This window comes from Paenibacillus pinihumi DSM 23905 = JCM 16419 (genome assembly GCF_000422505.1).
Taxonomy (GTDB): domain Bacteria; phylum Bacillota; class Bacilli; order Paenibacillales; family Paenibacillaceae; genus Paenibacillus_D; species Paenibacillus_D pinihumi.
On sequence record NZ_KE383868.1, the window covers coordinates 243,407 to 260,972 of the forward strand.

Annotated in this window: 16 protein-coding genes and 1 other annotated feature; all 16 genes read right to left on the reverse strand. The window is 44.2% G+C overall.

Features of this window, described 5'->3' with window-relative positions; all coding sequences use genetic code 11:
* Positions 1–179: 179 nt before the first annotated feature.
* A complete protein-coding gene (locus H583_RS0128675) occupies positions 180–1,118 on the reverse strand; it encodes a GNAT family N-acetyltransferase (RefSeq protein WP_028563489.1) in 939 nt (312 codons plus the stop codon).
* Positions 1,109–2,353 (reverse strand): serine hydrolase domain-containing protein, encoded by a 1,245-nt coding sequence (locus H583_RS34655; protein ID WP_051237178.1) that lies wholly within the window; start codon positions 2,351–2,353, stop codon positions 1,109–1,111. Before H583_RS34655 ends, H583_RS0128675 begins: the two co-directional genes overlap by 10 nt.
* A gap of 227 nt (positions 2,354–2,580) precedes the next feature.
* Positions 2,581–2,796, reverse strand: a complete 216-nt coding sequence (locus H583_RS0128685) for a helix-turn-helix domain-containing protein (protein WP_028563490.1) — start codon at positions 2,794–2,796, stop codon at positions 2,581–2,583.
* Between the two features lie 10 nt (positions 2,797–2,806).
* Positions 2,807–3,283 carry a DUF2975 domain-containing protein gene (locus tag H583_RS0128690; protein WP_028563491.1) on the reverse strand — a complete coding sequence of 159 codons (477 nt, stop codon included), beginning with the start codon at positions 3,281–3,283 and terminating at the stop codon, positions 2,807–2,809.
* Positions 3,284–3,474: 191 nt separating this feature from the next.
* Positions 3,475–5,124, reverse strand: coding sequence for a methionine--tRNA ligase (metG, locus tag H583_RS0128695; RefSeq protein ID WP_028563492.1), 1,650 nt, complete (start codon positions 5,122–5,124; stop codon positions 3,475–3,477).
* 53 nt (positions 5,125–5,177) lie between these two features.
* Positions 5,178–5,442 (reverse strand) — a binding site (T-box leader).
* 79 nt (positions 5,443–5,521) lie between these two features.
* Entirely contained in the window at positions 5,522–6,619 is a 1,098-nt protein-coding gene (locus H583_RS0128700) for a CHAP domain-containing protein (RefSeq protein ID WP_036711372.1), read from the reverse strand.
* 360 nt (positions 6,620–6,979) lie between these two features.
* Positions 6,980–7,840 (reverse strand): alpha/beta fold hydrolase, encoded by an 861-nt coding sequence (locus H583_RS0128705; protein ID WP_028563494.1) that lies wholly within the window; start codon positions 7,838–7,840, stop codon positions 6,980–6,982.
* Between the two features lie 98 nt (positions 7,841–7,938).
* On the reverse strand, positions 7,939–10,044 hold the full coding sequence (locus tag H583_RS0128710; RefSeq protein ID WP_028563495.1) for an MMPL family transporter: 2,106 nt from the start codon (positions 10,042–10,044) through the stop codon (positions 7,939–7,941).
* A 31-nt stretch (positions 10,045–10,075) separates the two neighbouring features.
* Positions 10,076–11,221, reverse strand: coding sequence for an NAD(P)/FAD-dependent oxidoreductase (locus tag H583_RS0128715; RefSeq protein WP_028563496.1), 1,146 nt, complete (start codon positions 11,219–11,221; stop codon positions 10,076–10,078).
* A 5-nt stretch (positions 11,222–11,226) separates the two neighbouring features.
* A complete protein-coding gene (locus H583_RS0128720) occupies positions 11,227–11,958 on the reverse strand; it encodes a methyltransferase domain-containing protein (RefSeq protein WP_028563497.1) in 732 nt (243 codons plus the stop codon).
* Entirely contained in the window at positions 11,951–13,102 is a 1,152-nt protein-coding gene (locus H583_RS0128725; protein ID WP_028563498.1) for a type III polyketide synthase, read from the reverse strand. Before H583_RS0128725 ends, H583_RS0128720 begins: the two co-directional genes overlap by 8 nt.
* A gap of 106 nt (positions 13,103–13,208) precedes the next feature.
* The gene (locus tag H583_RS35765) at positions 13,209–14,405 is read right to left on the reverse strand and encodes a nitroreductase family protein (protein WP_051237179.1); all 1,197 of its coding nucleotides are present in this window, start codon (positions 14,403–14,405) and stop codon (positions 13,209–13,211) included.
* Positions 14,392–14,997: a TetR/AcrR family transcriptional regulator gene (locus H583_RS0128735; RefSeq protein WP_028563500.1), complete on the reverse strand. Its 606-nt coding sequence runs from the start codon at positions 14,995–14,997 to the stop codon at positions 14,392–14,394. Before H583_RS0128735 ends, H583_RS35765 begins: the two co-directional genes overlap by 14 nt.
* Positions 14,998–15,330: 333 nt before the next feature.
* Positions 15,331–15,942 carry a class I SAM-dependent methyltransferase gene (locus tag H583_RS0128740; RefSeq protein ID WP_028563501.1) on the reverse strand — a complete coding sequence of 204 codons (612 nt, stop codon included), beginning with the start codon at positions 15,940–15,942 and terminating at the stop codon, positions 15,331–15,333.
* A gap of 251 nt (positions 15,943–16,193) precedes the next feature.
* Positions 16,194–16,589 carry a TM2 domain-containing protein gene (locus H583_RS0128745; RefSeq protein WP_028563502.1) on the reverse strand — a complete coding sequence of 132 codons (396 nt, stop codon included), beginning with the start codon at positions 16,587–16,589 and terminating at the stop codon, positions 16,194–16,196.
* A 12-nt stretch (positions 16,590–16,601) separates the two neighbouring features.
* Positions 16,602–16,937, reverse strand: coding sequence for a TM2 domain-containing protein (locus H583_RS0128750; protein ID WP_028563503.1), 336 nt, complete (start codon positions 16,935–16,937; stop codon positions 16,602–16,604).
* Positions 16,938–17,566: the final 629 nt, after the last annotated feature.

The window sequence follows — 17,566 nt, forward strand, 5'->3', positions numbered from 1 at the left end:
ATTACCCAAGCTTCTATGTTCAAAATAGAATCAAATCTTTCTGACAACTCGGTGAAAGACACAAAAAAGACTCGATCGAGTTATTGCCCACGCATCTGATGTGTGGTATTCAAAGCAAAAAAAGCCGCATTTTATGCAGCTTTCTAAGGGTATAGGAATGTAATCGTTTATAATTTCAGCTATGAATTCGCGGGAATATACATCCTTTGTAACTCCTGCACACCCGGAACAAAGCCAAGATTAAAATAGACTGACTCTGCATCATTGCCTTCCATGACGTACAGCCTTAACAGCGGATAGTTGCCTTTGAGCTCAGACAAGGCTCTTTGGAGCATACGTGTAGCGAGCCCTCTTCCCCTATAAGCGGGCAGGACACCAATACTGTAAACGGCTGCCTGATTGTCTTGCAGGCAAAGACGGCAATTTGCAATCAACTGGCCTGTATCCTTATCATAGACAAGTGTGGATGCTTTGGTTAATATCTCATTTGTATAATTCGGATCTTCATCAGGCATGAAATCTTCAAGAGAGGACTTTTTTCTTCTTACGGCTTCAAAACCTCCTGCAAAGCTATTAAAGTCGCAAAGAGCAATTTCATCTTGATTCACGAACTGCTTGGCACCGATCTCATTAACTATAATTTCAGGATACTTAATGATCAGATTTTCATCCCAGTTAACATTGAAATGCTCTGCGGGGCGCTGCATCCAGCGGCATCTGAACTCATCCGGCCAAAATCCTGCCCTTGCAAACAGATGTACCTGATCGGGAAGAATCTCGAAACTTATTATAGGCTGAGTACGATCCGACCATTCCATTAAAATGTTTTTTAGAAGCTTTAATACCTCGAATGAATCCTGGAACGGGGGAATGAAGAACAAATGATAGATTCTGTTTGGGGCCATCCGCACTCCGCCTATTCTGGTTTTCCCTTGATAAATCCAAAACTCATTTTTTCGCGGAGCGTTAAAGCCCTCCTCCCTAAAAAAGCCAATATAACGCATATTATAATAAACGGAACAATAGATGCCCCACTCTTCAGGCTCTGCCTGTCGAATCAAATATTCGCTTGATAAACCATATTCATGAATATGTTCGGACCAATCCGCTAATTGCATTCGTTATTCCTCCCCATTGTCCCCATCTCCTGCAACCTGCCGGAAATAGACTCGCTTTCCGGAAAAATTGCGGCAGCACAGGTCAGAATGCGAAAAGCATCATCTTCATGGCCGTGCCAGCGTAATGCTTCCGTGATGCGCATAAATTCAAAATCCACTGCATAATACTTGTCTTGCTCCATGCCAGTAATGCGGTGATATTCTTTCATTGCCTGCTCCGCGCCTTGGGATACAGCGATGCTGGCAACTTTGTGGGCCATAGATTGTTTGATATGGCGAATGTCCATACCAAGGATTTGGTCAAGTATTGGATAGGTCACGCTTCCCAGCCATACATAGTCACAATTGGTCATCACAGAAATCGCGATATTGTCATCAGGCAGCAGAATCAGATCACTCAGAAAACCGGTATCCCATCCCGAGTGTGAGAGGATACGGCGACCCTTATATTCGCCCAAAAACCAGCCCAGACCGATTTGTGAATTTTCTTGTCCATATGCAGTAGCCGCATGAGGCTTCCACATTTCATCATAAGTGCCCGGCTGCAAGGCATTAAATCCATCCTTTGCCCTTCCCTGGTTGAGGTGCATCAGCATGTATTGGCACATTTCTTCCACATTGGTATATAGAGTGGAACTCGGTCCATGGAACTGGATTGCATCCCGGACGGTATAAAAATATTGGTTTTCATATAACTGCTCAAAGCTCATTCCGCTAACTTTTGCAATCAAGTCCCCCAAAATCTCGTAGCCTATATTACTGTAAGCAAAACAGGTACCCGGTTCGCTCAAAAGCTTGTAGCGACGAATATTTTTTACATATCGTTCAAGACTTTGCTCGTCGTATTCCGGGCGGTCCCAAGCATAATCTTCTTCATCCGGCATGCCGGAAGTATGATTCAGAAGCTGTCTTACAGTGATATCCTGGTACCGCTTATCCTCCATCTGAAAGTAAGAGAGATATGTCGTAATCGGTGAATCCAGCTTTACTTTTCCACACTCAACCAATTGCATAACGGCCGTAGCAACGAATGTTTTGGAGACGGAGGCTTGATGGAACAGCATGCTGCGGACAGCAGGATCACCAGTCGTTAAATTCGCTGTTCCGTATTCACCAGTAAAGTACACCTGGTTATCCTTCACTATGCCAACGGCTAATGCCGGAAAAGGTCCATTTTTAATAAAATCAGTTATCATTGTGTCAAGTGGAAGATCTTTCTTCTGATATGTATGCATATGTTGTCCTCCAATCAGTCAGCATCATCATTTCATATGTCCACGATATCATTTCCTGTATTCCTATCAAATAGAAAAAATGGTTTGAGTTAAACTCATCCGTAGGATGCCTGGGCACAACAAAAAACCACAAATGAACGTCGTTCATCTGTGGCTCCAAAATCTGCTGAAGAGTCTGTACCGTTAACATACATATGTAGCTGAAAAGGCGTGTGATGTCCTAAACTTTAACCCTCCTCATCATTTTTGTATTCTAAAATATCTCCAGGCTGACAGTCTAATGCCTTACAAATGGCCTCTAAAGTGGAAATCCGGATTGCTTTTGCCTTTCCATTTTTTAATATGGAGAGATTCGCCATTGTAATTCCAACCCTCTCGGATAGTTCGGTTACGCTCATTTTCCTCTTCGCCAACATTACATCAATATTAATTATAATCGCCATGTGATTCACCTCAAACCGTTAAATCATTTTCTGATTTTATATCGATGGCACTTTTTAATAATTTTTGAAGAACAGCAGCAAAAACCGCGATTACGATTGCGGCAAAAACAATGACGAATCCAATTGCCAAAATACCTGGAGCGTCATCCTGATCTGCCATGAAATACAAGAACGGGAGAGCAGCGATGTACAAAGCGCTGATTGCAAGGGCACAGTATTTAATTTTCTTGAGGGCCTTTACAGATAACTCAGAGAAAGCGTTGTTGTTGTCAATATAGCTTAACAGTCTTAAAGCCTGATACAATGCAATGAAAAACGGAATCGCTGCTGCATACATAATGCTAAAAACAGGATATAGCCAGTAAGCCGGAAAATGTTCGGCTGCTTCACCAGCAATCGATGGCAAGCCAAAAATACATAAGGCAAGAACCGGAATGGCTATAAGAAAGACGGTTACCTTTAAAAAGAGTGTTGTACCTCGTTCCATAATGCGCACCTCACTTGATTGTTTATCTATTTGAATGTAACACATTATTTATCGTTTTACAATATATTTTAACTGTTATCTAATATATTTCGATTGTTTTTGAAGTGTCAATATGCTGTGCGCCCGCTACACACATGGAGTCCTTTCGCGTCGCATTTCAGCGACACAAAAGGACTATTGTGACAGTCTGATCAAATGCGATCCAATTGATTTTTAAGACGTTCTTCCTCCTCCTGAATCTTATCCGTAGAGATTCGCTCGAACAAGTGAATGACGTTTTTAATCGCTCTCCCTGCCGGCACTTGAACAGTTTCCCACTTTGGATCATACAGAGAGAGAAATGATCTAACTTTTCCACTTGATTCCGGTATAAAAGGGTCCAGCAGATTTCCCAGGTTGGCGATGATTTGAGTACAAATGAATAAAGTCTGGCCGCAGGCTTTGGGATTTTCCCGGTAAGTCACCCACGGCCGTTCCTCGTCAAAAAATTTGTTCGCCTTTCGGATGAAGACAAAAATGAATTCCAACGCTTCCTTGAACCGACCGCCTTCTATCCGTTCTCCCGAATCACAGTATAGGGCCTCAAATTCCGCTGACCATTCAGAATCAAGGATTCCCTCCGGTACCCGGGAGTCGAAAGATTTTACAATAAAAGCTAGCGTCCGGTTCACGAAATTGCCGAATGCTCCGAGCAGCTCGCCATTGTGGCTGTGTATGAACTCTCTCCATGAAAAGTCGGTATCCCGTTTCTCCGGCCCGTTGGCAATCAGGAAATAGCGTATAGAATCTGACGGATAGCGCTCCATAATATCGGGAACCCACACAGCCCAATTGCGGCTTGTAGAGAACTTTTTGCCCTCCAGTGTCATATACTCGCTGGAAATGATTCGATCAGGCAGATGCAAACCACCGACTGCTGACAAAATAGCAGGCCAAATTAAGGAATGAAACGGGATGTTGTCCTTACCGTGAACATAATAGGCAACAATATCCTCCCCGTTCCCACTTTCCCAAAATGGCTTCCAGTCCTTTCTCTGTTCTTCTGCCCATCGAATGCTTGCCGACAAGTAGCCGCTCACGGCTTCAATCCAGACGTAAATCTTTTTCCCCTCGAAGCCTGCAACCGGAACGTCAACTCCCCAATCCAAATCCCTGGTTACTGCCCGATCCTGGAGTCCTTCATGCAAATACCTTTCGGTCAAATGAAGAGCATTTTCCCGCCAGCCGGCAGCGCTTCTATAATAGTTCTCAAGTTCCCCCTGCAGCTTGGATAAAAGCAAATAGTAATGCTCAGTCGGCCGGTCAATTGGTGTATTCCCACAGAGCTTGCATCTTCTGTCTTTCAGGTCAGAAGGGTCCAGCAGTGTAGAGCAGAAGTCGCATTGGTCTCCGCGTGCTTGCTGGCCACATACAGGGCAGGTTCCCTCTACATAACGGTCAGGGAGATACCTGGCATCTGTTTCACAATAGGTTTGCAGTACATGCCTTGTCTCCAGATATCCGTTTTTCAAAAGTCTCAGGAATAAATCTTGTACGATACGGTGATGTTGTTCTTCATCTGTTCTTGTATACAAATCAAATGTGAAGCCTAATTTGGAAAAGCATTGGACAAACTCATTATGATACTGATCTGCAATTACCTTCGGTTCAACCCCATTTTGTGCAGCCTGAACGGCCACTGGAGTACCGTGGCAATCGCTGCCGGATACGTAGAGCACATGGTCACCTTTTGCCCGATAGTACCGGGCCAGTACATCTCCAGGCAATATGCTCGCCAGTCTGCCCAAATGAAGCGATCCATTGGCATAAGGCCAGGCGCCTCCGATAAAGATATTTGTCATGGTTATGAACCTCCTAGTGTAATTGAAATAAAAACAAAAAAGACCCTCATCCCAAAAGGGACGAGAGTCTATAGCTCACGTGGTACCACCCAGTTTCATCAATGTCTTGCGACATTCACCTCTTCAAGTACGCCGCGGAATGCGGATATACTCTAGCACGATAACGGGTGCAGGTACCCGGCGCAGCCTACTTCCTGATGAGGGTTCGATGCGCGGCTCAGAGACCATATTCACAAGAGATACCTTAACTCCTTTTCACCTGACGGAGCTCTCTGGATAAGTTACCTTCCTGTTACTCTTTCTCTTCCATGCCTTTATTTTATTGTTATTTATTGGATAGTGTAGATTATATAAAATCATTTCAGGAAATGTCAAGTTGTTATGTTATATCTCCTTCCTATCCCGCTAAATATTCGGATTGTAAACTACCATCAAACTTAAACTGGTAATCTTCGTTGATCCGTATATATCCAAGAACGCAATGCTTTCTATCCCTGCGAAAAACACTGGAGTAGTTCTTATTATCTCTATTACCTTCTGCAACTAGAATTTCGTTTTCATCACAAGCTAAAATAATTCCGATATGATCGTGAGCGTGGTCAGATAAAAGCTTCTCATAGATAACGATATCGCCGCGCTCTGGTGTGAAGTCCTCCTGCCCGTCATAGCTGAAAAATTGATTTTCAGGGAGTTGAGCCCACTCCAGCCATGCGCCTACGCCAGCAAACCGGCAAAAACCGTTTGGATAACGAATGGGCAATTTAATCCCTGCTTGCCGGGAACAATGATACACGAAGGCTGCACACCAGCTGCCTCTAATGGCTTGATAGATGCCGGTATCCGGCCAGTACTTGCATATTTCACGATATTGCTCGTCTCCCGGCAAGCCGATAATGTTGCTCCCCGCGAGCTCTTCTGCTATATCCGCCAGCTTACGGCGTTTGTTGCCCAAATGATCAAGCATCCCTGATTTCTCATTCTGACAAACTTCAAATTCGCCTGGAATATCCAACTCAGGGAGCAGTTTTTGCAGTCTTGGTGCATCTGGCCCGGATATGTTCTTGCCCGCTGTCTGAAAGAAGCTTTGCAGTACAATCGCATCTTTTATGATTTCTTCCTCTGGCCCGTGAACTTGATTTCTATCGTCATGATAAAAAATGGCCCGAAGAATGATTATGCGTTCTTCTTCTGAAAAAAGCTGGCTATCCCTTAATAAAGGTCTCACCGCTTCTGCGCTATTAGCGCCTGCAAAATCGGTAATTCCTGTCTTATAGCCATAATACCGGTGAAGCAAGCCAGCGATTGCAGCGAGTTCGGTATTCTGGCCCCTCTTCATTGCAAGCATAGAAGCAAAAGCGGATACCCCGTAAAGATAAATACCCGCTTCTTGTCTTTCAGTAAGGCTATCCATCGTTTGCAGCATTTCATGAACAAGCACTCGAATACTTTCAAGCCTTGTTGCAGCATGATGCTCTAATTTTCTAATCGTATCCATGTCTGCCTCCATCTTTAATTTCATCCGTCAGGTATGAACGGCTAATCATTCAACACTTAATAAAAATACGGGAAATTTTGGAGAAAGTATAGACTTATAATTTTCTGGCGGTTATAATACTATTATGGATGTCAAGGACACCCTTGTTGTATTAAATTATGCCAAAATTAGATATGTACGAAGCTGTAGTGCCAATGGCATTGCAGCTTTTTGTGTTTTTCAAGCGAAACAGCGACAGCCCTGGACACATAAATCAAGTCCTGGACCATCGCTGTTTTCTTCATTTTTCGCCACGTTTCCAGCCTGGGTTACCCATCCCAAACATTGCCACCGTCACTTACTTGAATTCATCGAACCGGTTTATTTCGTTTTATTTACACCGCCCGTTAGAAACGGCAGTATACGATCCGTCAAATTGATAAGAACATGACCATATTCATGCAGAAGATTAATGTTGGCATCAGGCAATATTCTGGATAGTCTCTCGACTGTCTTTATGGAATCGAGCATAACGTCTTTGGCGCCAACGATCAACATTACAGGCATATTCAAGCCACTAAGCTCTTCATCTTTAAAGATAGGCACAGTTTCAGACCGATAATTGAAGTTAGCCGCGATTACTTTCGTATTTTTTATCGCTTCTTCCGGAACCTCCGGGTTGCCATTTACGAGACGTGAAAGCTTATCTCTTCCTTTTTCTCCAAACAGCATATAAGGGATAGCCTTAAAAATAAATGAAGCTCTCTGGGGGCCAATCCCCGAAGGAGAAATGAGCACGATTTTCTCCACTTTCCCAGGGTGCTTCACAGCATAATTTACAGCCATCCAAGCTCCAAGAGAAATGCCAATAAAAGTTGCTTTTTCAAGCTGCAACGCACGAAGAACATCATCCATCCATTCCGAATATGCCGTACTTTTGAGGGAATATTGTTTTTCTTCACTCTTTCCGGGATCGCCGGGGATATCTACGGCAAAAACGCTGTAATGTTTGGAGTACTTTGCAATATCTTTAATCCACATCGTTGCATTTGAACCGGAGCCATGCAATAGAATGAGCGGCGGCAATGAGGGGTCCCCGCTTGCCAGGACATGAGTTGCTCCATAACCCGTGTTCAAAACGAATTCTTCATATGGAACCGTAAATTTTGCTAACAATTGATTATATTGATTTAGAATGGCTGCTTTCCCTGCTTCTGATTTGTACAGCGATTTTTGATGCATGATGTATATCATTCCTTAAAAATTCAAATTTGATATCAATACCATATGTTAAAGATAACATATGGTATTGATAATGTAAATGAATAGAAAGAAAAAAATTACCGGACGCCGGGTGCCCACCAGTTCCATTTGCCAAGCAGCTTCATTAAAGATGGAACCAGAATCATTCTTATTACCGTTGCATCAATAAAGATCGCAATTGCAATGCCGATCCCCAATTGTTTCACGCCAATCACCTCTCCGAATGCAAACGGCACTGTAACTGCGATCATAATGGCGGCTGCCGAACTGATAATCCGGGCAATTGACGCTAGCCCTTCCTGTACTGCATAATCATTATCCCGGGTTTCCTGATAGATCTCGAAGATCCTCGATATCATGAATACTCCGTAATCCATGCTGATTCCAAACACCAGGCCGAAAATAAATACAGGAATCATGATTGCAATGCTGCCCGGTTCGATACCAAACTGCCCCTCCCGAAATATCCAGCTCAAGATACCGAATGATGCCCCCAGGCTCAGAAGATTCATGGCTATCGTTTTTAACGGAATAAGTATGGACCGGAAAGCGATAAACAGCACAATATAATTGGAAACTAAAATAAACAGGAGCACGTACTTGATATTTTGAAAGATAGCATCAAAAACCTCCTGCTGGTATTTCGCTTCTCCCCCTAACAGAAAATGAACGGCGGAAGATGCTGCCTCCCCCTCCCAATGTCTAAGCCAATTTCTAACCTCTTTCGATGACGGTTCTCCCTTTAAAGTGACTTGAATGAGCATTTGATTTCCCTTGACATATTGCTCCATGGCCGGTTCATATTTCATTTCAGAAGGTTGGCGAAGGCTCGAAAAGATAGAATCCACTTTGTCTACATCGGGATCGATCTGTAATTTACGGACAAGGGAATGAATATTCAACAAATCCTCTTTATTCAACGCATCTCTTCTCCCTTGTACAACGATATACACATCAGTCTGGTTTGGAGACACGAATCCTGTCTGATAAGCTTCAAAGGCCTGCCGTGAAGAATAGCCTTGCGGCAGGGAGGTTGCATCCGGTATAGCCAGTTCCATCTTGCTCAAAGGCAGGAGCCAACAGATTAACAATATGGAAGCGAGCGCCCCCATTCGTACAGGCCTTCTCATCACATACAGGGAAACGGTGTGCCAAACGTTCTTTTTCTTCCGGTTATATAATGTTTTATTTTCTGCCAGAATAGCACGCCAAAATAGGAACAAGAGTGACGGAACTAATGTTAAACTTAGCAACACCGAAACCGTTAACACCATCATGGCTCCTAAAGCAATGGAAGAAAACATAGGAAGCGGAATCAGCAGAATTCCCGTTAAACCCAAAAAGACACTAAGTGCTGAGAATAGGACAGCTCTTCCGGCCGTCTGCATCGTGGTCACCAGTGCTTGTGTCGCAGGCTGTTTATGCAGTTCTTCGCGAAAACGGCTGACCAGTACTAACGCAAAATCAATACTAAGTGCAAGTCCCGCCATCGGAATGACATTCAACACAAAATTAGACAACTCGATCTCTTGGCCCAGCCAATACATCATTCCCATTGTACCGCTAACTCCAATCACCCCAATAAATATGGGGATCATAGCGGATACCAGGCCTCCAAAAGCAAGCCAAAGGATAATGAAAGCAGCTGTGATGCCTATCCATTCTGCTTTTTTCAGATCATTTTTACTCGCCTGGTTCACATCTGCCTGAACGACAGCTTTCCCCGTCATATTCACCGAAATTTCATTATGCATCGGCAGTCGTGTTTGCATATCGGCAAGCACAGGGTTCATCTTATGGGATTCTTGTTGAAAAGCAAGCAGCGCATAAGCGAAATTGCCTTTGAGCATCCCTTCCCTTTGCAGCGGTGTTATGATTTCGGTCAGACCGTCCATTCCATGGAGTTGAGATAATGTGTGCAGAATGTAGCGCTGAAATTGTTCCTTAGATATGAAATCTTTTTTTTCAAACACAAGAATTACAGGGTCCTCGGGAAAGTGGAATTCAGAAGAAAGGATCTGTTGGACCTTGGCATAAGATCCATCCGGAAATAAGCCATGATCCTTCAGGACGGTAGACAATTTCGGGGCAGAAAAGCTGAACATGAGGACAAACAAAGTCCAAAACAGGATAATCGTTTTGGGATATCGAAGCGAGATATGAAGAAGATTTGGAAATCTCATCACGATGCTCCTTTTACACTGTTCTGGACACTTATGATCCGCTTTCTTTTAGCCTCGTAGCTTGAACCAGTTTATATGCGAGTTCCGGTGCAAAGTGTGCGGCTCCTAAGAGCAGCCTGGGCAAAAACGGTACGCCGAACAGCCATTGAAGCCTGCGTCCCCATTGTAAGGGACCGTTAAACTGGTGCTGAATCGACCGCGAATACGATTCCTGCCACCCTGCGAGTGTCAGGTTCCCGGATAAAAAACTGTCTGCCAGCGGAGCGCATAATTGGGCTGACCGGAGCGCCATCGACATTCCATCCCCGCACAACGGCGGTAGCATTAGCGAAGCGTCCCCCACTTGAGGAATCAACTCCCAGGAAAGCGGCTTACGGTTCAGCTCGACCGGGGCAACGGCTGCCTGCGTACCGGGAACGGGAATGGCATGAGCCAGCTTTTGAGCCAGCTTCGAATTTCTGCGGCAAGCGGCTTCAATCAGTCCAGAGACAGACTTCCCAGTTTGCTCTAGTGTATTTCGTTTCAGTAGCGCAGCAACATTGACGGAACCATCTTCGACCGGAGATATTCCCAAATAACCGCCATCAAACAAATAAAGCTCAACCACCGGCTCCATATCTATCCCTTTAAAATGAGATTTCACACCGATATATGTAGGCTTCAAGTTGCCTGAAGGACGGTGGCCAGGAAGTCCGGCACGGCAATTCGCGCCCCATGCAGCAATAACAGCCCGCGCTTCGTACGTTTGGGTTTTCTTCCCCTGTTTGGTCTCCACGGTGAATCCTCTACGGCTGGGATATACCGAAGTTACCGTTGTCCCAGTCTTCACATGCACACCGGAGCTGGTTGCCGCTTTATGAAGCGTGGAGTCCAGCGCATACCGGCTCAAGCCCAAAGCAGTGCCCGGCAGCGGAATTTCCAGCGGCGTCCCATGATCGAAGATTAACCGTGCCTTATTGATCAAACGGGGCTGAAGCGATCTCACAGCTTCATGGAGTCCAAACTGCTGCAGCATGCTTTGGGATTCAGGAGAAAGGAACTCTCCGCATACCTTATGCCTGGGAAAATGCTTGCTGTCGATTAGCACGGTCTCCCAACCGCGGTCCGCTAATGATTTTGCCAAACTGCTGCCCGAAATTCCTGCACCGAGAACAGCTACATCTTGAATGTGATTCATCCGATTCAACTCCGATGGTTTGAATTGGCTTTGCTTTTCCGAATGACAACCGCATACCGGAACAAAGGCCTCCAGGCATAGAACAGGCTGGATACCCCCGGAACAGTCTCGAGATTCTTCCAGTCCTCTGATCGAAAGCCTTTGGCAACGGACAGCGGGCCGTCGTTCAAGATATACCGGTTATTGGAGATCAATCGTGTGGTCAGCCATACTGCAGTCCAGGGAATCCAGTGCCGGTGGATGTCATTGACTACGATACCCCATCGGGACGCCTTGAGCATGCTTTCGATAACGCTTGGAAGCTCATGATCAGCAAAATGGTGCAAAAATTGCGTCCCCGTTACCACATCCACATTATTTTCCGGAAGCTCAAATAAATCACTTTGCATCACATGGATTCGCGGCTCGTTATGAAAAAGCTGTCTCGCCTCATCGCAGGCTTCTTCTGTCATGTCGGCCAGCGTAATTTTGAGGTCGATCCGGTTTCGGTCCGCCCATTTCAGGATGTGCCGGTTTACATCTCCGGAACCTGCTCCAATATCCAGGATGGAGAATTGACTTGGCTTGCCTGCCTCCACCCATAAACGCCGCACTCCGTATAAGGTAGGCGAAGCAGCAGCAAAAATCCGGTTGAGCCTGCGAAGATGCTGCAGTGCTTCCCGCAGCTCCAGTTGGCCTGTTGAAAAATCATCCATTAATTCATGCTCTACTGCACGCTGCTTAAGACGATTAAACATAGGCTTTACCCAGAGGCTGATGCTGAATCGTCATGGATGGCAGATACGTGATTTGGATCATCTCACAGGTAAGGCCCGGCCCGAATGCAATGGATACACCGTGGACGGGTCCGGATTCACGCTGTTTAAGCTGCTGTCTCATTTCATGAAGTACAAATAATATCGTAGCAGACGACATATTCCCATAGTTGCGCAGCACGCTGCGGCTGGGGCCCGTTTGTTCATCTGTTAGTCCGAACATGTCTTCAAGTGTATCGATGATCCCCTTGCCGCCGGGATGAATGGCCCATAATTGAGGCTTCTGATCTTCGGTGATCAGGTGTGCAACTTGCTCTGGAATAAATTTGCCTATCATTTTAGGAATGTTTGGGGAAAGGTATAAATCGAATCCATGATTTCCCACCTCCCAAACCATTTCCCCCGCAGAGTCCTGCAGAAGCACAGAATGTTCCTTGCCTAATTGAAAGACGCCATTGTGCCCAGCTCCGACAGTACCGACAATACAGGCTGACGCTCCATCACCGAAAAAGGAAGCGCCGAATAAAGCCTCACGCTCTGTAGACGGCTGAATGTGCAGCGTACATAACTCCACGCAGACGATTAAGATTTTGGCTGCAGGGCTGCCCGATACGATTTGACGTGACATGCAAACAGCTTTAAGGCCCGCAGCACATCCTAAAAAAGTAAGCGGAATACGGTTAACGTTTACAGATAACCCCAAACGCTGCACTAATTCTGTATCCAATCCCGGGAGGAATTGTCCTGTACAACTAACCGTGATCAGATGCGTAATCCCGGATGCATCCACATTCCCGTCCAAGAGGGCTTGTCTCGCAGCATGTAAACCAAGCGGGACAGCCTCCCTCTTATAGACCTTCATTCGATCAGCAGTTGATGGAACTTGCCGATTGGATACCCGGGGGAAATAATGACAAGCGTCAGCAGGCTCCAACAAGTTCGATTCACAGGTATATCTTGTCTCCACTCCACATTGCTTGAATATACGCTTTGCCCAACGCATGGAGTCGGGATGCTCACTTAAAGCTTGGGCTAATCTTTGTGAAGTATCCGTTTGATCCAGGCGATAGTCCGGTACAGCAGTTCCGATTCCGAGGATCGCAGTCAGTTGATTGGCTTGTTCCATCCCTGATATTCAACTCCTTTTACAATCATCTTGGCTTAATTGGACAATCTTTACTTAACTATATCTATTCGTATATTCATATCAATATGATAGGAAACAAAGTGATTTATAGTAACACATCCGCAATATCACGCCGCGGGCTGGGCAAAGCCTCCGCTTCAGGATATCCAATGCGGAAGGTGAACACGCTCTCTTTTCCTGTGTGCCCCAATAATTTGCGATAATCTGAAGCAACTGCCTCTGCCAGCCCCAGCTGTCGCTCACGGTCTATTCTCTCATTAGGCTGGTTCATAGGCTGCATGGCCAAACCGTTGGCTGTCCCCCACAAATGCATCCGTTGCCATAGTCTGCCCGTCTCGATCAACTGCCTGCGGTCTGATGCATCCTGGATCGTAATGCTTCCAAATGCTGAAGCTGTCGGGATCTGTATGTCCTTTGTTGCCCTATACCAATATTGATTGGCGGTCTGCTCCGAGACGGGAATCATCTTGCCAAAAGCACGGATCAAAAAAGAGTTCCCCGTCGCATCCAAAGTTGTACCATCTCTGTGAATCTGTAATTCGTCCCAATTTTGCCGATACCAGCGATGGCTGTCTCTTGCCTGATCCGGATCATTAACTATCGTTTCTGTAGCCATGTCAATAAGCTTGCCAATATTCTCCTTGTCAGCTTTCTCATGCCACCAGATTACCTCAGGATCATGGTTTGCAATTTTAAGGGCACTTAACTTATTTAAAGTTTCCAGGTTGACCTTCTTATCCGTATAAGCGCCCCGATTCGTATGGCGGAGCGGAATGGCTTCATACAATTCAGGATGGGCTCCTTTGCCAGGCTTCATCGTTACGTTCCCCACGTGCACCTCATTAAAGGCCCCATTATAAAGAGATTCATCTAATATGTAGCCATGTGCGGCAGCTGTTATATGCAGATTTTCCAAAAAGCATCCCAAGCTGATATACATCTCTCTATAAAATGGATCCATCGTTCCAATGTTACGGGAGAGGTCTGCATACAAATTGAGTTCATTCTCCTCTACTTTTACTAGCCATGGTTGCGTGTTATGGGCATTGGATGCCAGGATTGAAGGATATATAAAAGACTTGAGCAGACTGTCATCACCAGTTTCCTCTGGCCTCCAGTTTGCCCAGCCTTTATAAGCAGGTCCCTTGCCTGTCGAAAATACCCCTTTGCCAACCGCACCCCATAAACCTCCAGCCGCAAGTAAAATACCCCCGCCCGTCAGTGCTTTCATAAACGTTCTGCGGGACATCTGCTGTTCCGTCTTATGCTCAGGCTTTCCCATTATTGTCCCCTCCTTTTTTCAAATAGGGACGCAAAACAGTCATAAGAACTGCAATGCCTTCATCCATTTGTTCTGTAGTGATCTCTCCTCCATTCATCTCTACAAAGGCAAGCCAGTTATTCGTAATCAGCCAGCACGCAGAGAGCAGCCTTTCCCTCTCTTTCGGGTCTGTAGGTCCTGTCAGGATACCCGCTCTAATAATGTGGGTTGCAAATTGATCCTGATCAATTAATCGCTGTTTTGTGATCGACATGTGGCGGTATTTAAGCTCTTCATCCATTTCAAGCAAAATCACAGCTTCCCGGTAAAAAAAGCGATACTCCCATAACAAACCAAAGTTGTGTTTTAATCTCTCAAAAAAAGATTCCAGCGTAAGCGGTTGATCCTCCGCAAAGTACCATACTTCATCCCATCGAACATACATCTGTTCTAATATGGAATGAATAATCTCCGCTTTATTTTTGTAGTGGTAGTACAAATTTCCCGGACTGATGCCTGCTTCGCGTGCAATATGATTCGTGGATACCTGGGCAGTTCCCTGTTGGTTAAATAAATGTATAGCCGCGGCAAGGATGCGTTCTTTCGTATTCATAAAGCCCTCCAAATCAATTAGAGTAATTGCTCTAATTCTATAGAGTAACATTTTGATTGTCAACAGGCTATTCCTCCACACTTTGGATGAATCAAGACGACTTTCGTTAATTTAACGTAAAAAAGCCCTTAAACAGAGGGCTTTTACATACAGATTCAAGCGAAGTATTCCCTTTACGGGATTCCGCTGCTCCGCCTTCAAAGTCGATCCAGCATGTACCTTCTCTCACCTAACTTGCAACAAGCAGCAATAAAAATAAGCAGCCGCTTCCCGATTAGCGTCGGGAAATGGCTGCAGTTTTATTTATGTTTTTTAATGATCGAATTTAGAGTTTTATGAGACGTCTTTCTTTTTCAATAAATGAACATACCACTTCAATCCTGCATGATGATTGAACAGGCTTACCTTGTCCACAACATCAAAATGCTCATACTGTTCGATTTCTTCAATTTTGCGCTCAATCATTGTATAATCCGGATCTTGCTTATTTTTATGAGAATACAGAGAAGAAATGATTACGCCATCGGGGGTTAAAAACCGGGAATATTCAAGCAACTTCTGTGGGGTGTTTGGTACATACTGTAAAGATTCATTAAAAACAATGACATCGTAGTGCTTCTCAGGGATATATTCATTAATGTCTCCGCAGCGAAAATTTTCGGCCGAAGACTTGGCAGTTGCGATTTTAACGGCCTCATGAGAGAGGTCCACACCCAGATACCCTTCCTTTTCCTTGTCCAATAGCATATCAAATAATATACCCGTGCCGCAGCCCATATCTAGAATTCCTTCACTGGAAAGGAATTTACGGATATATCCGTAAACGACCGAGTATCTGGCATACTCTGTTATGCCGGAAAGATAATCCCACATTTGCGACTGATACTCCTCATCCCATTGCTGCTGCGTGCTTTCGATATAATCGGGTACTTTCATGCTTTCCATTACGATTCCTCCTGTCTGATGGTGAAATGAATTTTTCATGATACCAATGAAATAGAGAAAAGATGGGTTGAAGCATACTGTCGAAGAAAATTGGAAGGTAAATGAAAAAATGGGGTGTTAAGATTATAGTTCTAAATTCTATGATAGATACATAGTCATGCTTTGTCAAATAATGGGTAGATTTGAACGGATATAAAAAGACGCAGTTGCTCGCCTTTGGCGAAACAACCGCGTCTTTTTTTAAGTCAGGACTATCGTGTATTCATAATACGACGAATAATTTCATGCTCCTTCTCATTGTTCAGATTCTCAATTCGTCCGTTCAAAAAGATCGCATCAACCCAACTCCATATTACAGAGCCAATCAGCATAATAACGGATAGCCACAGAAAGAAAAGGGCAGGTCCATCCCCGCTATCTTGCATAATCAATATCATGATAATTACGATTGGGGCAGCACTAGTAAATAACATCCAGGACGCATAAACATAATTTTCAGTGTAAAATCTGTGCGCTCCAAAAAAGGACATGCAGAGCCAAAGTGCCCACGCAGCTTCCTTAGTCTTTCTTAACTTATGCATCTCTGTGTCCAAAATACCTAATTCTTCTAATGTAAATGTACGTTTGTCATGAATATTATCTTTCATATGTCTACCTGATTATACTTGAGCTGCAGCTCTGGAATTAGCTTCAGCACGCTTAATCAGACGGAGTTCTGATATAATTTCATTCTCAATCTGTTCATTAGCGTTCCGAATCATGCCGGACAACAAGAACAAATCAATCAAGGACCAAATTCCCAATAGGCCCAGCGTCAATAACATCAGTACGCCAGTCCCGTATTTTCCAAGATAAAAACGATGTCCCCCAATACCGCCGGTGAAAAACCAAAGCAACCAGGCAACACCGTTTGATTTTTTTCTCTTGCTCATTTCAGATGCAAGCAATTGAAGCTGCTCTGAGGTTAAATTCTGCTTTTGCAACAAAGATGACATGTTAATAAAAACTCCTTTTTATAAAGTTATCCATATTATACATGCAATAGTTTCCAATAGAAAGGAATATTTTACAAAGTATAAAATGTTCATAAATTCGACAAATAATCCACAAGGTCTGTTCTTATATACCTAATTTCTCTTGCTATTTATCTTATTATTATTCTTTAGAACTATAATATTTTTATCTTTTTCATTCTTAAACTATTTATTTGATCTTAAAAGATTAGTTCTTTAGAATTATCGGTAAAGAAGAGAAAAGTTCTCAATTTCCAGTTAGTAATTTATATATAAACTAAAATTTGATTAATATCAATTTAGTCAGTATGAGATGAGAAGTTCAATCTTTTTATTATATGCCGCGGTTCAGTTATTACCAACAAAAAAACCATAGCTCATGAAATTCATGAGACTATGGCTCCTATGGTTGTGGGCATCTTTTCGATTTCTAATGTCAGCGAAGACATCTTTATATTATGCCGCTCATTTCTTGTTCCAAAATGACATAAACGCACCCGAGAATGAGTTATGCCCCGGCCTCAACAACCCGATTCTTCTGAAATCCATCAATAATCATCCGAATGGAAGCAATTCCGCAGCCGCGTTCTTGCCAATGCTCTGCATCCTTT

Coding starts and splice junctions, on each gene's coding strand:
- H583_RS0128745 (WP_028563502.1), bottom strand. CDS start 16,589: ATGAAAGATAATATTCATGACAAACGTACATTTACATTAGAAGAATTA.
- H583_RS0128750 (WP_028563503.1), bottom strand. CDS start 16,937: ATGTCATCTTTGTTGCAAAAGCAGAATTTAACCTCAGAGCAGCTTCAA.
- H583_RS35765 (WP_051237179.1), bottom strand. CDS start 14,405: ATGGGAAAGCCTGAGCATAAGACGGAACAGCAGATGTCCCGCAGAACG.
- metG (WP_028563492.1), bottom strand. CDS start 5,124: ATGACAAATATCTTTATCGGAGGCGCCTGGCCTTATGCCAATGGATCG.
- H583_RS0128700 (WP_036711372.1), bottom strand. CDS start 6,619: ATGGATACGATTAGAAAATTAGAGCATCATGCTGCAACAAGGCTTGAA.
- H583_RS0128720 (WP_028563497.1), bottom strand. CDS start 11,958: ATGTTTAATCGTCTTAAGCAGCGTGCAGTAGAGCATGAATTAATGGAT.
- H583_RS0128685 (WP_028563490.1), bottom strand. CDS start 2,796: ATGGCGATTATAATTAATATTGATGTAATGTTGGCGAAGAGGAAAATG.
- H583_RS0128715 (WP_028563496.1), bottom strand. CDS start 11,221: ATGAATCACATTCAAGATGTAGCTGTTCTCGGTGCAGGAATTTCGGGC.
- H583_RS0128675 (WP_028563489.1), bottom strand. CDS start 1,118: ATGCAATTAGCGGATTGGTCCGAACATATTCATGAATATGGTTTATCA.
- H583_RS0128710 (WP_028563495.1), bottom strand. CDS start 10,044: ATGAGATTTCCAAATCTTCTTCATATCTCGCTTCGATATCCCAAAACG.
- H583_RS34655 (WP_051237178.1), bottom strand. CDS start 2,353: ATGCATACATATCAGAAGAAAGATCTTCCACTTGACACAATGATAACT.
- H583_RS0128725 (WP_028563498.1), bottom strand. CDS start 13,102: ATGGAACAAGCCAATCAACTGACTGCGATCCTCGGAATCGGAACTGCT.
- H583_RS0128740 (WP_028563501.1), bottom strand. CDS start 15,942: ATGGAAAGCATGAAAGTACCCGATTATATCGAAAGCACGCAGCAGCAA.
- H583_RS0128690 (WP_028563491.1), bottom strand. CDS start 3,283: ATGGAACGAGGTACAACACTCTTTTTAAAGGTAACCGTCTTTCTTATA.
- H583_RS0128735 (WP_028563500.1), bottom strand. CDS start 14,997: ATGAATACGAAAGAACGCATCCTTGCCGCGGCTATACATTTATTTAAC.
- H583_RS0128705 (WP_028563494.1), bottom strand. CDS start 7,840: ATGCATCAAAAATCGCTGTACAAATCAGAAGCAGGGAAAGCAGCCATT.